Annotated in this window: 10 protein-coding genes; 5 read left to right on the top strand and 5 right to left on the bottom strand. The window is 55.0% G+C overall.

What is annotated here, in order from left to right; all coding sequences use genetic code 11:
* Positions 1 to 156: 156 nt before the first annotated feature.
* From AABB29_RS00050 to AABB29_RS00030, 5 genes are all read right to left on the bottom strand, one after another.
* Positions 157 to 1104 carry a 2-hydroxyacid dehydrogenase gene (locus AABB29_RS00050; protein ID WP_373636699.1) on the bottom strand — a complete coding sequence of 316 codons (948 nt, stop codon included), beginning with the start codon at positions 1102 to 1104 and terminating at the stop codon, positions 157 to 159.
* Positions 1101 to 1439 (bottom strand): tRNA-binding protein, encoded by a 339-nt coding sequence (locus AABB29_RS00045; RefSeq protein ID WP_373636698.1) that lies wholly within the window; start codon positions 1437 to 1439, stop codon positions 1101 to 1103. Before AABB29_RS00045 ends, AABB29_RS00050 begins: the two co-directional genes overlap by 4 nt.
* Positions 1432 to 2247: a pyrroline-5-carboxylate reductase gene (proC, locus tag AABB29_RS00040; protein WP_341368892.1), complete on the bottom strand. Its 816-nt coding sequence runs from the start codon at positions 2245 to 2247 to the stop codon at positions 1432 to 1434. Before proC ends, AABB29_RS00045 begins: the two co-directional genes overlap by 8 nt.
* Positions 2248 to 2340: 93 nt before the next feature.
* Positions 2341 to 3303, bottom strand: coding sequence for a hypothetical protein (locus AABB29_RS00035; protein ID WP_341368893.1), 963 nt, complete (start codon positions 3301 to 3303; stop codon positions 2341 to 2343).
* An 87-nt stretch (positions 3304 to 3390) separates the two neighbouring features.
* Positions 3391 to 3894, bottom strand: a complete 504-nt coding sequence (locus AABB29_RS00030) for a YbjN domain-containing protein (RefSeq protein ID WP_373636926.1) — start codon at positions 3892 to 3894, stop codon at positions 3391 to 3393.
* Between the two features lie 549 nt (positions 3895 to 4443).
* Between AABB29_RS00030 and AABB29_RS00025 the strand changes: the two genes are divergently transcribed.
* The 5 genes from AABB29_RS00025 to AABB29_RS00005 all read left to right on the top strand — a co-directional run bounded on the left by AABB29_RS00025 (position 4444) and on the right by AABB29_RS00005 (position 14736).
* Positions 4444 to 5250 carry a tetratricopeptide repeat protein gene (locus AABB29_RS00025; protein WP_341368894.1) on the top strand — a complete coding sequence of 269 codons (807 nt, stop codon included), beginning with the start codon at positions 4444 to 4446 and terminating at the stop codon, positions 5248 to 5250.
* 9 nt (positions 5251 to 5259) lie between these two features.
* Positions 5260 to 6912, top strand: a complete 1653-nt coding sequence (locus AABB29_RS00020; protein ID WP_341368895.1) for a ShlB/FhaC/HecB family hemolysin secretion/activation protein — start codon at positions 5260 to 5262, stop codon at positions 6910 to 6912.
* 14 nt (positions 6913 to 6926) lie between these two features.
* The gene (locus AABB29_RS00015; RefSeq protein ID WP_341368896.1) at positions 6927 to 12707 is read left to right on the top strand and encodes a filamentous hemagglutinin N-terminal domain-containing protein; all 5781 of its coding nucleotides are present in this window, start codon (positions 6927 to 6929) and stop codon (positions 12705 to 12707) included.
* A gap of 1 nt (position 12708) precedes the next feature.
* Entirely contained in the window at positions 12709 to 13290 is a 582-nt protein-coding gene (locus AABB29_RS00010) for a DUF416 family protein (protein ID WP_341368897.1), read from the top strand.
* Positions 13291 to 13384: 94 nt separating this feature from the next.
* Positions 13385 to 14736, top strand: a protein-coding gene (locus AABB29_RS00005; RefSeq protein ID WP_341365916.1) for an IS3 family transposase whose coding sequence is annotated in 2 segments (ribosomal slippage) — positions 13385 to 13721 and positions 13721 to 14736 — 1353 coding nt in all. Because the reading frame shifts where the segments join, the coding sequence is not laid out codon by codon here.
* The last annotated feature ends 70 nt before the right edge of the window (positions 14737 to 14806 follow it).

Below are 14806 nucleotides of genomic sequence, written 5' to 3'. Positions count from 1 at the left end.
AGGTGCGGGTAAGTACTATATGACGCGGATCATTCATTCCATTCGGAAGTCTCGGTGGATCAAGGCAAACCTTCGCGATGTTCTGCAACCATGTCAGTCATGGGTTTGTATGTACGGCCTATGTACAGATTCTGTACGCCAAACATATCGGCCGTTTCAGACCGCCTGCGGCAACGTTCGCCCCTCATCCCAAGCGATGATGTTGTCCAATGCCATCTGCCCCATCGCCTCGCGTATCTCTAAGGCGGCGGTGCCCAGATGCGGGAGCAGAACGACATTTTCAAGTGCGCGCAAGGCATTGGGAACGGCGGGTTCTTTGGCAAAAACATCCAGCCCCGCGCCTCCGATCCGCCCATTTTGCAAGGCTGCGATCAAGGCGGGTTCGTCCACGACATCCCCGCGGGCGATATTGATGAAAATGCCGCCCGGCTTCATCGCGCCCAGCATCTCAGCGCTGATCATACCGGTATTTGCACCGCCGCCGGGAACCGTGACGACGATGATATCGGCCTGCGCCATCAGCGCCGCAAGCGTCTCAACCTGGCGCGCGGGCAGGTCTACGTTTTTGCGCGATCGATTGTAAAAAAGAACAGGCATTTCAAAGCCATAATGGCAACGCCGGGCCACTGCCTGCCCGATGCGGCCCATGCCAACGATCCCGACGGTCTTGCCCGTTACATGCGTGCCCAGCATCTGCGTCGGCGCCCAGCCGGACCAGTCATTTGCACGCACAAGCCGCTCACCCTCGCCGGCGCGGCGGCAGGTGGACAGGATCAGCGTCATCCCGATATCGGCTGTCGCATCGGTCACAACATCAGGTGTGTTTGACACCGAAACGCCCGCAGCACGGGCGGCAGCGACATCGATATGGTTATAGCCCACCCCGAAATTGGCCAGGACACCGCAGCGGATTGGACCGGTAAAGGCGTCTGCTGTGAATTGGTCACCAAGCGTGGGCAAGATCGCGTCATAATTTCGCAGCGCATCGGCGGCTTCATCCACTGTCAGCCCCTGCGCAGCATCGCGCAGCGTCAGATCATAGCGTGCCCGCGCCGCAGCCAGACTAGCATCTGGCAAGCGTCTGGTAATCAACAGTTTTTTCAATGTAGCCGCCCCCCGTTCGGGACATTTTGATCAGGGCGGACCAGCACGATACCGCCGTCTTGTTCGGTGGTGCCCAGAACCAAAACCTCAGACATGAATTTACCGATCTGGCGGGGTGGGAAATTCACCACGGCCAGCACCTGTTTGCCCACTAACCCCTCTGGGGTGTAATGGGCTGTGATCTGGGCCGAGGTCTTTTTCTCACCGATTTCAGCCCCAAAATCGATCCACAGTTTGATCGCCGGTTTGCGGGCCTCGGGATAAGGCTCTGCGCGCAGGACAGTGCCGACGCGGATATCGACTTTCAGAAAGTCGTCAAATGAAATCTCACTCATTTGCCAAGGCCTTAGAACGATCTGCCGCAGCCTTGACCGCCCGGGGCATGAGGGCTGGAAAGCCGGTCGTTTCATCCATCAACACGTCCAAGGCCGCTTGCGTTGTCCCGCCGGGCGAGGTGACATTAACGCGCAGCTCTGACGGTGTCTCATCGGCCTCTTCGGCCAGGGCGCCGGCCCCCGCAACCGTAGCGCGCGCCAGCTGCAGCGCCAGTTCCGGCCCAAGCCCTTGTGCGGCGCCTGCATTGGCCAATGTTTCAATCAAATGAAAGACATAAGCCGGGCCCGAACCAGACACAGCCGTTACCGCATCCATCTGGTCTTCGTGATCCAGACGCACCGTCTGCCCGATGGCAGCAAGAAGCGTATCGCCCAGTGCCAGATGGGCATCAGTCGCATGGGCATTGCCGATAAGCGCTGTGATCCCGCGCCCAATGGCCGCTGGTGTATTCGGCATGGCCCGGATGACCGGGGTTTGCGCGCCCAAGATTGCTTCAAACGTAGCGATCAGCGTACCCGCGACGATAGAGATCACCAAGGTGCTTCCATTGCCCAGAATTTTGACGTCTGGCAAGGCAGCGGTCATCATTTGTGGTTTGACCGCGACAATAGCGATGGCCGGGTTTTCGGGAAGGTCACCGCCCATGTTCACGCCCTGCGCCTTCAACCAATCGGACGGATTAGGATCAATCACCCACACGGCAGCAGGCGGTAAGCCATTGCGTAACCAGCCTTTCAACATTGCAGATCCCATGCGGCCGCACCCCAGCAGGACAAGCCCCCGCTCTGCAAGACTGTTCATATCCATGAAAAATACCTCATTCCGACCTAGCGAGTGTAGCAACCCGTAATATGGGTTGAAACCCATCCTGCAGCATAAATCGCGCGACGCCGCAAAGGCCTAACGTCGGAATTTCCCAAATAGCTTGCTGACCAGCCCGCTACGTTCGCCGGCGGTCATGTGGTCATCCCGGCTCAGCTCGATATAGCCTTCGGGCAATTGAGGGATATCATTTTTGTGGCGCACATGGATCACCGGTGCATCCCGCGTATCGGTAGAAAACGTCTCATCATCGCCCAGAACCCGGCCAATACTGCGGCAATAGGTAATAAAGGTCAGCATCTGTTGATAGCTATCGGTCCAGTTCTGGGTGTGAGGCTTGAAGATCACCATCTTTCCCAACAGGTTCTGTGACCCAAGCCCGCGTACCCCGGCTTTGACCGCCCCATCAGCCGTTTGTTCCCCGCCAAACAAAAACGGGCCGCAATAAAGTGGGGTCGAAAAGCCTTGTGATGCTATCTTACTGAAGCTGCCTGGTTCAAAGACCTGTTGCGATTGCACCCAATGAATGGCGCTGATTGAGGCCTCCGGTAGGGTGCTGATAACACTGTACTGCGCGATCGCCAGGCGGTCTTCATAGTCACTTTGCCCCTCGGCTAATCCCATCGCTGGATCGTCCAGCCCATCCAAGTTTGCGGCAATGCCGGAGCTTTGCAACGCACTTGTGAACCCCGGCACACTGCCCGGTCCGACCTCGAGCAAAAGTGCGCGCTGGTGACCTGTTATCGCGCTTACCAGATCGGCTTGTAAATTCGCCACCACTGGATTTCCCAGCACATCCGCAAACCCGTCCAGTGGCATCTGCGTGTCAAAGCGTTGCACGGTGATGTGCCGGGTTTCAGACGACAGGCCCAGATTATTGGGTGTGTTGTACCCCTTGAGCGACTGCCAAGGCCCATAATCCTTCAAAGCGGACTTGAGCCTTGCATCAAGCACAAATAGATCACCGAACGCGGCGTCGAAGGCCGCCGCATTATCATAAAGCAATACCGCTTGGACGGGTTGCCCAGAGGGCTGCATCATCTTTACCTCATTCAATGCTCATGGATAAGCACCAACAAACAAGGTGCCACCGCAATCGGCTATTTCATTTTACGCGTCTTGGTCTGGTCAGGCCCGCCCGTAAGCGCCGCCAATCGCGACCTGCACAGCCTCTTGCGGGGTCCGTTCAGCCCATGTGACCAGCTGGATTGCCGGATAGTATTGCTCACATGCTGCAACTGCCGCACCGATCATGGTATCGATTTGGTCCGGCCCGGCCATCTGATCGCCCGCCAGCATCAACCCATAGCGATACACCATCAGCTTTTGTTCGTCCCACCAGGTAAATGAGCCTGCCCAGCACCGATCATTGATCGTGTTCAAAGCCTCGTATATCGCGGGCATCCGGTCCTGGGGGGGCTCCATCTCATAGGTGCAAATCAGGCGGAGCGTCTCGTCATAGCGCGACCACGCCAGGGTGATCGAGTATGTCCGCCACTGCCCTTCAACCGCCATGGCGATTTGGTCATCATGGATGCGGTCGAATTCCCATTCATGGTGTTCTGCGATGTGCTCCACCAGATCAATCGGATGGATATCATCAGCCTCAAGATAATGTTCGGACAATGCCATATGCTCGGCCTCACTGCGTTGGCGCATGGGTCATGGCAGTGCCCAAGCGCTAGGTGCCTGCTCTAGAGGCGGTGTTGTTCACCGTTTCCCCCTACAACATATCGTGGCCGACAGGGGGCGACCTGTAAAGCAATTTCTTGGGGATAAGTGGAAGGGGTGCGAAAATTTTTGTCGTTTAGGGTCAGGACCCATTCATCTTGCACCGCCAGTTTGCCGATTTTTTGCTGACAAGGAGGGGCGGCGCAAGAATAGTATTTCTATTTCAGGTAGATGTGCCGCAGCTCAGAGGGACTTTTCACTACTCAGCACTGATATTTCGCGAAATCGCTGCGGGCGAAGCAAGATGAATGGGTTCTGATCCCAAGAGCGAGGCTGAGATGGCCCAATAATTGCTGACCGCGTGGCGCACCGTCGGGCACCGTGCATTATGTCAAATCACCAGACAACGCTTGGCCAAATCAATGGTTAACAAGTCGTTAATTGTGAGTTGACGATTCCTCTTTTGGTTGTTTAAACACCTGTTCCTTAATCCCCATTGATTGGTTTGATATGCATTATCTTTCTGCCACTACCATCCTTTTTGTCGCGACTTCATGGACAATTTCTGCTTTTGCGGATGTGCCGACAGGTGTTGAAATGCTCAATGACGGCGACGTGTCGGGTGCTGCGACAGAATTTGCGACCGCGTATGAAAGCGGGGATGCCGATGGCGCGTTTTACCTGGGCCGCTTGTTTGAGCTGGGCCTTGGCACAGAGCGGGACGAGATGCGGGCGGCCAATCTTTATTCTGCGGCTGCCGAGGGTGGCTCTGCTAAGGCGCAGGTGCGGTTAGGTCTGATGTATCATGAAGGCCGCGTTTTGCTGCGGGACTACGTTGAAGGCACCCGTCTTCTTTGTGCGGCCGCTGATGCCGGTGATCCGGACGGGCAGCTGAATTGCGGGCTGGCCTATCGTGCGGGCCGCGGGGTCGATGTGGATGATGCGATTGCTTTGACCTACTGGCAGCAGGCTGCGGCGCAGGGCAATATTTTGGCGATGAATGTGCTGGGTCAGACCGCGCTAAGCGCCGGTAATCTTGAGCAGGCCGCCGAGCATCTCAAGCAATCTGCCGATCTGGGCAATGCAGGCGGTATGTATGAATATGCAAAGTTATTGATGGTCGTGGACACGCCAGATCCCGTGACGGCATATTCTTATGCAAATCTTGCTGTTGTGCGCGGTCTGGCGGATGCAGGTGTTTTGCGGGACGAAATTGAAGCACAGCTGAGCGCCGAAGAAATTGTCGAAGGTCAGGCGCTTGCCCGCGACTGGACCGAAAGCCGTATTTTGGCCGAAGACGCTGCAGGAGATAACTAGAGCGGGGCGATGATGCGTTTTTTCCCCGCCATTTTTGTTGGCTGTGCTGCGATACTGACGGCGTCTGCTGCGCAGGCACAGCTTGCCTGTATCCCGATTGATACGATTGATGTCGCCGGCACGACGCTGCTGACCACCGCCGAGATTAATGGCGCCCTTGCGCCATTTGAAGGCGCTTGTTTGGACTTAGAGGGGATTAATGCTGCGCTTGAGGCGGTGACTTTTCTCTATGTGGACAGGGGCTATGTGACCGCCCGGGCATATCTGCCCGAGCAGAATATCGCGGATCGTTCGCTTGATATCACCGTGGTCGAAGGCGAGTTGAGCGCTGTGCGTTTTAACGGTGAAGAACGGCCCATCTGGGAGGCAATCGTTTTTCCAAGTCTCGCAGGAAAGGCTGCAAATCTGCGCGAGATTGAGCAGGGGCTAGAGATCATTCGCGGCATGCCAGCCTATAATGCGACAATGGAAATTAGTGCAGGCGCGGCCGAGGGGCAGTCAATTCTGGAGGTGACGGCGATTGCAGATAAGCCCTGGACGGCCCGGGTTGGTATCGACAATCAGGGCACACCCGGCAGCGGACAATATCAGGGTACGGTCAATCTGACCTATGATCATCTTTTGGGGCTGAATGAGAGCTGGGCTCTTAATCTGTCGCGCGGCACTGAAGAGTATCCGTTTTCCTATGATACCGGCGGTGCAGCATCTGAAAGCGCGGGTCTTTCGGTGCGTTTTCCCTATGGTCGATGGGCGTTTGAGACGAATTATCAGTATTCTGGATATGAGACGGACACATTGGGGCCGATTACGGCAATCGGAACCGATGGTTGGACGCATACCGCGACCATTGGCCTGTCACGGGTTATGCATCGTAATCAGATCAGCAAAACCATCCTGTCTACCAGTGTTGAATGGCGTGAGAACGTCAATCGGATCGCAGAAATTCAGATCAATGCTTCAAGTCGGACTTTGGCGAGCGCCCGCCTTGATCTTGAACATGAGCGCGCGTTTCTTGGCGGCAGTCTGACCGCCGCTTTGGGGTATGAGCAAGGCTTGGATGCGCTTGGCGCAGAAGTGGCGCCTGACCCGTTAGTTGGTCCAAATGCCCAGTTCGAACTGGGCGATTTCACCATCAACTACTTCCGCCCGTGGCAAACTGGCATTGGCCAAATCAGTTATTCGGGTACCTTGCGCGGCCAGTATTCCGAAGATGTTCTTTATGGGAATTACCAGTTTGGTGTCGGGGGCTTCTCTTCGGTCAGAGGTGTTAATCGCGGTACTGTAGATTTGCCGCCCGACCCGGAAAATCCTGATGCGGCGGCCCGCAGAGACATTGGTATCTTTCGCGGCAGTAGCGGTGCCTATTGGCGCAACGATTTGATATGGGTCCCTGAATTAAGTTTGCCAGCGGACCTTGGTGCTTTACAAATTTATGCGGGTTTGGATGCGGGTATCGTGGATGTTGCGGATTCTGATTTTTCGCCCACATTGGTTGGCTCTGCTGTTGGGATGCGTTTGACTGGCGGCACGTATACGGCCGATTTCAGCTGGCAGCAGCTTTTGAGCGGACCTGAAAATTTTGACGATCCCGCGTCCCCGTTAGCCGGTGTGTTTGAACTTCCAGACGGGCTGTTTGTTGCCTCACTCTCGATGCGCTTTTGATGAAGGATTATGCTATGATGATTAAGATGAAAAAATATCTTGATAACGCGGTTTCCGCCCTTTGCATTGCGCTTCTGACAATTCATCCGGTGATGGCCCAATCCATTGTGTCGGATGCCGATGGTCCGATCGTGATCGATACGGCCAATGGCACCACAATGGTCATGATCAACACGCCTGATGCAAATGGCGTGTCGCATAACACTTTTGTCGAATTCGGTGTCGGCTCTGACGGGGCGATCCTGAACAATGTGGGCGAGAATACTGCCGAAACCCAGCTTGGCGGCATTATTCAGGGTAATGGGAACCTGACTGGCGGGACCGCCGCGATCATCATCAACGAGGTGACAACCAGCAACCCGACGACGCTCAACGGATATCTAGAGGTCGGTGGGGACCGGGCCGATGTGATCGTCGCCAACCCTTATGGGATCAGCTGTGATGGCTGTGGTTTTATCAATACCGATCGTTTGACCATCACGACCGGGACACCAACCTATGATGGAGGTGACTTCACGGGCCTGTCTGTTGACGGCAGCGCAGGCGTTAACATTGGTACGCGCGGGCTGGATGCGTCCGATTCAACGCAATTCGATCTGATCTCGCGGCAGATCACTGTGGCTGGTGCCGTACAAGGGCAACGGATTCGCGTGATCGCGGGCCGCAACGATGTGATCTATGCGACCGGCGAGATCATCGAAAAGGCCGATGACGGCTCGACCAAGCCAACCCTTGCCATCGATTCAACCGTGTTGGGTGGCATGTATGCAAACGCTATCACAATCACCTCGACCGAAGATGGGGTGGGTGTGCGTGCCCCGCAAAACATGGCGGCCAATGCGGGCGGTATGACGATTACGGCAGATGGCCGTCTGGTCATGGGCAACGCGACGGCCAGTCAAAATGTGACAGTGCAAAGCACGGACACTGTTGAGATTACTGGCAATGTGGTCGCAGGCGGCGACGCAGATATCACAAGTGCCGAAGATCTGATCCTGGCTGCAAACGCCAAGCTGGTCGCGGACAGTGCCGCAATACTGGATATCGGCGGTGATCTGGACGTGCAGAACGGCGCAGAGCTGGCTGCCACACGATTTGATCTGGACATCGCCGGATCGCTTCGGATTGGAACGAATGCCGATGTTGTCGCGGCAGAGACTTTCGCGATTGACGCAACCACCGTATTCAACATGGGCGTTTTGGCGTCGACCAATGGTGGCTTGCTGATCACGACCAGCCTTGACCTGACGAACGAGGGGCTGTTGTTCGGTGATTCATCCGTTGTCCTGCGGAGTGATGAATCGATCTACAACAACGGCGGTTCGATCATTGCCAATGGCGATGTCGAGATCAGGGGAGACTCTGGCGCTCTGGCGACGGCGTTTATCAACCAGTATGGCGGTATTGTTGAGACAATCACCGGTGACATCAGCATCGCAGCAGTAACATTCGGTAACCTGCGCGAGGCACCGACCATTGATGGCGGATTGACCCAAGAGACAGGTGAAGACGCCGCAGACGAAGGCTGCAGCGATGATACATGCTTTGATCCGGTCACTGTTGCGGGCCAAATTACGGTGAATGGCGAAGCCGCGCAGATTATCTCGGCCGGTGATATCAATCTCACTGGTGACACCGTTTCAAACGCATACAGCCTGATTTCGGCAGGTGGTGACATCAATATCGATGTGAACACGCTCGAAAATCTCGGGGTGAATGTTTACCGCGATAGTGGTGGTACTGCCGAATTTGTGGGTGCCGTCTTTGGAACGATTGAAGCCCGCGGTGATGTGAATGGCGATGTTGCCGGCTATGTCAATAACGGCGCCTTCTCAGAAAACACGGCCATCGTCAGCGGCCCTACCGATACTGATCTGAGCGATATCACGCTGGATTCTATTGGTAATCCTGACCTTTTCGTCGAAAATGAGGACCCCGATTCCGAGTTCGTGGTGGAAACCCGCCCTGAATTTGTCGATCTCGACCAGTTCATATCATCAGATTATTTTCTTGAAGCCATCGAATATAACCCCGAGCTAAGACGGTTCGGCGATGCCTATGCCGAGGCACTTTTGATCCGCAAGCAATTGCAGGAATTGCTGGGGCAGCTGATTGTCATAGAGGGGCTTGATGAGCGCGCCCAGATCGAGGCGATGTATAACAACGCCATCAATGAACTGGAAAATCTTGATCTTACCCCGGGCGTTGCCCTTACGCCTGAACAGATCGGTGCATTGACCAGCGACATTATCTGGCTTGAAGAGACCGAGATCAACGGCGAGATCGTCCTTGCCCCAAAAGTCTATCTGGCGAACCCGGAAATCCGGTTTGCAGGCCTGAGCGGTGCGATGATCACCGGCCAGAATGTCAATTTCCGGACTGAGAATTTTGACAATGCGGGCGGCATTCGGGCGACGGGTGAAATTTCGATCGTCGCCAGCGATACGTTCAGTTCTACCGGGGGCACGATCTCGGCTGAAAATATTGCTGTGATCGCAAATGCGATCAATGTCTCCACCGATGGACGCACTGTCGTGACAGGTCAGGGGCTTGTCAAACTGCCGCTCTTCAATCGGTCCGGCCAGACCGACGAAGTTGACGTGGCCTTGCAAACAGCGACCTTTGAGGCTGGCAGTAACATTGTTCTTAGCGCGCGCGATACAATCACGACCGCTGGCGCGCGGATCAGCGCAGGCGACAATATCACCTTGCTGGCCGGCGGAGATATCACGATCGGTGCCCTTCAGTTGGCGTCAGCGACCGGGGATCGGCGTGGATCAAACCGCAATTACGTTGAACGGGTCGATCACCTGACGACCAGCTTGACTGCAGGCGGCGATATTCTGCTACTGTCGTCAGGGAATAGTGCGGGTCAGAATGATATCGTCCTGGAAGGGGCGGGACTGACTGCAGGCGGTGATGTCGGCCTCATCGCGCAGGATGGCGATCTTGTCCTAGCAGCGGTCAGCGATTTCTATTTCCGCGACTATCGGCGCAAATCTTCGGGCTTCCTTGGCTTCAATAGCAAGGTCCGGCAGCGGATGACCACCCGTATCACCCATCAGGTGACAACGATTGAAGGCGCGTCGATTACCGGTGTGGCGGACAATAATATCTATGTCGAAGGTAGCCGCTTCACCATTCCCGGGGTAGCAAATGACGATGTCGCACCTGGCCAGTTGGCAATGGTGTCGGTCAATGGCAGCTCGGTCTTTGCGGCGCCATTCGATATCTTCGTTGAGACAAGCTACCGGAACAACTCAACCCTGTGGGGGCTAGTCAGCAATTCGACCACGACCAAAAGCGCGCATGATGTGGCGCGCGGGGTTTTTGCGGATACAGCCGGTGATATTGCACTGAACTCTGGCGGGGATCTGACCCTGACGGCGGTCGACTTCAACGCCGGCGGAGAGTTCGTGACCCAGGTCAGCGGGACAACCTACCTGCTGGCGGCAATCGAACAGGATTACCAGTTCAGCTTCACGCATCGCGACAATGGCGTGATCATGACGGACACGACGGTTGAAGACATCAGCGAAAGCGTCACCTTCAACCGCATCACAGCAGCTGGCGGCGTCAATCTGGACCCGAACTCACAAATTGTGCTGGCAGGGGTGCGTGATCCGCTCTTTGACAGCGCACATCCGGCAGCATGGACAACCGAGGCCGAAAATGGGCGGTCGATGCTCGCGAACGCCTATCTAGACATCGATTCCCCGGCCGAAGACCAAGAAACGAGCGGTAACGACTGGAAATCGTTGAACAGTTCAGAGGAAGATGAAGAAGAGGATCTTCATTGGCGTGAGGGCGGAGAGTGGAGCGAAGATGGTGACTTCGCCATCCGTCAGGTCGCGCTACCTAAGGGCGTTGACGGGGCGGAATACGCCTATCTGGACGGGGTGGTCGGCCGCGATGACACCATCAACGAGCCGATCGAACTGGTCAGCTACAGCTTCTATGACAGACAATACGCCCTGAACCCCGCGTTCAAAGCACTTGTGACGATAGCAGTCACGCAAGGCATCGGAAGCATAGGGGCATTCCAAATAGCGGCGGATCTTGGATTGACGGCACAAACAGTCAATGCGGCGGGGCAGACGGTCACAACGCTTTCGGCCGTTGGGCAAGGTGTCAACGCCGCAGTCGCATCGTTCAGCAGCACATTTGTTGTAGAGGCCACCGCAGGCGTCGTGTCTGGGGATTTCGATATCTCTGATGTCGTCGGGCAGGCGAGCTTTTCCGCGATATCGGCAGGACTGACCACCGGTGTCAATCTGGACACATTTGGCGGTTCGTTTGAAGGCGTGGGCTGGGCGAATGAATCGCTTTTCCAGACCGCGGGGCTCGGCTTTGGTAGCGAGCTGACCTTCGCTGCGCTGGTCGAGCGCGGTATCGACGCCACGATTACCGCAGGCCTGAGCGCAGAGATCCATGAGACGGATTTCCTCGAAAGCTTCTCTGCCAGCATGAGCAGCGCAGCCGTCAATCTGACGATGGCTGACCTGCAGGTCGGGATCGGGGATCTGGGACTGAACGAAGGCGGGTTGGCCCATGCCGCACTGCACGGCACTGTGGGGTGCCTTGCGGCCGAGGCGCTCGACGGAAACTGTGCATCAGGCGCAGCTGCTGGGATCGCGCAATCAATCTATGCCGGGATGCAGGAAGGCAGCGAACCGTTGCGCGGAGACTACGGTTCCGAAGAGGCCTACGCCACGGCTTACAGTCTCTGGCGTGCACAGATTGCAAACCAATCGGAATTGCTAGGTGGCGGGGTCGGTTATCTGACTTCAGCAGGCATCGCGGTAAATGTTTCGAACGCAGCCAGCATCGCCAAATCCGGCACTCTCAACAACTACCTCAAGCACGATCAACTCATCCAGTTGAACAACGCCTTTGTTGCCTGCGAGTCTGCCGAAAACCCAACTAATTGTCGGCGCGATGCTTGGGCCGTTGCTGAAGTGCAATCAGAGCAAAATCTACAACTGTTGGAAGCCTGCGGGACAGATCAGATCTGCATCCAGCGTCATGTGGATCTGATAGCCGAAGGTGACATCGTCCGTGCGCACATAATTGGCACCAATTGGGACACGAGCAACTCCGTTGGCGGGCAGCGTGCAATATTTAATGCGCTGATCAACCATTCCTTGCGCGATGGGATGGGGATTGAAGGGGATTCTCACCTCTATATCCTCGAGCATTTTGATCAAATCACGCGATATGATGTCGCGACCTATGCGCTCCTGCAGGCCGCTGGATGTGCCGAATACTGTATAGAGACAGGTGGTAAACCGATTGGGCTTTCATTGGTGGGTAAGAGTTCGCAGTTGGTTACTGCGCAAGGTACACCAAATAATGTAGGTTTTTCGAATGCACAGTTGCAAGGAGCAGCAGATAGTATTCAATCTCAACTTAATGGGCCTGCGGCTAATTTGAGAGTTACCACGGTGACTCAGGCCCAAGATGGCCGTATCATTGTTTCAACAACTGGTGGCCTGCCCACGCCAGCACAACGTGCAGAAGCGCAAAGAATATTTGGAGATGATGTCGAATTCGTTTCTGGTGGAACGACTACAAATGCAGTAGGATCCACAGGTCATCATGCGGAACAACGAGGTATCCAATACCTTGGCGATGACGCTGCTGGAGCAACTCAAGCCTCTAGTCATTATTCGTGTGATGGATGTGCAGCGGCACAATCAAATTCAGGAATAACAAACATAACTGGAAATGCGGCCGATAATGGGGGGCAAATAGGAAGGCCCCTTGATCCAAGTCAGGCTCCAGATACGGAATAAGATGAGACCTATTTTTTTACATCAGGAAAGTATCTTTGCACTTTTGAGGGAACTTTCACATCGTCAAGTTACACTTTTTCTTTGTGCTGTCTGTCAGCGACAAATGGGTGTTTATTGTGAATATGTCAGCGGGCACCCGTGGGACAATAGATCGGAACTTCGCTCAATACTGAATACATGTTGGCATGTGAGCGTTTTCAATGAAAACTATGAAGCAATCATTGAGCCGGAAATGACTGACTTTTTAGATGTTGATTTTAATCAATCATCTTCAAGGTTTGCCATAGATGCGTTTTCTTCAATTTGGCACTTGACGCGTTGGATTGTTAGCAAAGATGAGTGTAGCATTGCTGGACCAGTAGAAAATGCCTTTAGTATATTGGATGGGTATATTTACGAGTTGGTGGCTCAGACAGAAGTTACGGCTCAAAACGATCTAATGGTCGATCAACATCAACTTGTGCAGCAAGAGATACACCGTCAAAATTTACAGTTGCAGAGAGTTTCAAGTCTAGGATGGGGAAGTGAGAATTGGCGAAGTTTCCAAGCAGAGGTCGAAGGTGAAACGTTGCTATCCGCATGATCACTGCTCTGTCTGACGTCAGCGCCTATGGGACAGTTTAGGCCGATTTGATAAGGGAGGGTTTCTGGCACATCGTAACCACCAAGGAGTGGAGATGAGACAGAAACCCGGAACACGTAAGAGCCACGGTGATAAGGTCGTCAAAGACATCCGCCGTGCGACGCGCAAACAGTATTCCGCCGAAGAGAAGATTAGGATCGTGCTGGACGGCCTTAAGGGTGAGGACAGCATTGCCGAGCTTTGCCGTCGAGAGGGCATTGCTCAGAGCCTGTATTATAGCTGGTCCAAAGAGTTCCTTGAAGCGGGCAAGAAGCGTCTGGCTGGCGACACGGCCCGTGCAGCGACGTCGACCGAAGTCAAAGACCTTCGTCGGGAATCCCGTGATTTGAAAGAGGTCGTCGCTGAACAAGCCCTGGAGCTACGGCTGCTCAAAAAAAGCATGCTCGGGGATGGGGAGGACGACGAATGAGGTACCCCGCATCTGAGAAACTGGAGATCATTCGCCTGGTCGAAGGCTCGCATCTCCCGATCAAGCGAACCCTGGACAAGCTGGGGATTCCCAGGACCACCTTCTACCGCTGGTACGACCGGTATATGTCAGGTGGCCCCGAGGCGCTTGACGATCGTAGTCCGATACCGTCACGGGTCTGGAACCGCATTCCCGAGCCCATTCGAGAGAAGATCAGGGACCTGGCTTTGCAGGAAAGCGACCTGTCTCCGCGCGAGTTGGCCGTTCAGTTTACTGATACAGAAAAGTATTTTGTGTCAGAGGCTTCCGTATATCGCATCCTCAAGTCTTATGATCTGATCACCAGCCCGGCCTATGTGGTTCTGTCAGCCGCCGACGAGTTCAAAGAAAAGACAACGCGTCCCAACGAGCTATGGCAAACCGACTTCACATATCTGAAGGTCATCGGATGGGGCTGGTTCTATCTCAGCACTATCCTCGATGATTACAGCCGCTACATCATCGCCTGGAAGCTCTGCACAACGATGAAGGCCGAAGATGTGACCGATACGCTCGACCTCGCGCTGCAGGCTTCGGGCTGCGATCAGGCGACGGTGCTGCACAAGCCGCGCCTGCTCAGTGACAACGGGTCGAGCTACATCTCGGGCGAACTGGCTGATTGGCTGGAAGATCAGAAGATGGATCATGTTCGAGGTGCGCCATATCACCCGCAAACCCAGGGCAAGATCGAAAGGTGGCATCAAACGCTAAAGAACCGCATTCTGCTTGAAAACTACTACCTGCCCGGTGATCTCAGACAACAGATCGATGCCTTTGTCGATCACTACAACCACCGGCGTTATCACGAAGGCCTGCAGAACCTCACGCCTGCCGATGTCTACTTCGGGCGCGGGGAGACTATTTTGAAACAACGAGAAAGGATCAAGCGAAAGACCATCGAAACGCGACGCTTGCTTCACCGCAAATCCGCCGCATAATCACGACAGCCAGATGCGCCAGACCCTCTCTTAGGTTAGGCAGCCATCTGTCCCAAAATCCCTGACGACG

This window comes from Yoonia sp. BS5-3 (assembly GCF_038069655.2).
Lineage (GTDB): Bacteria > Pseudomonadota > Alphaproteobacteria > Rhodobacterales > Rhodobacteraceae > Yoonia > Yoonia phaeophyticola.
Note: the sequence above shows the minus strand (reverse complement) of the source record. Positions and strands in the feature narration are given on the sequence as shown.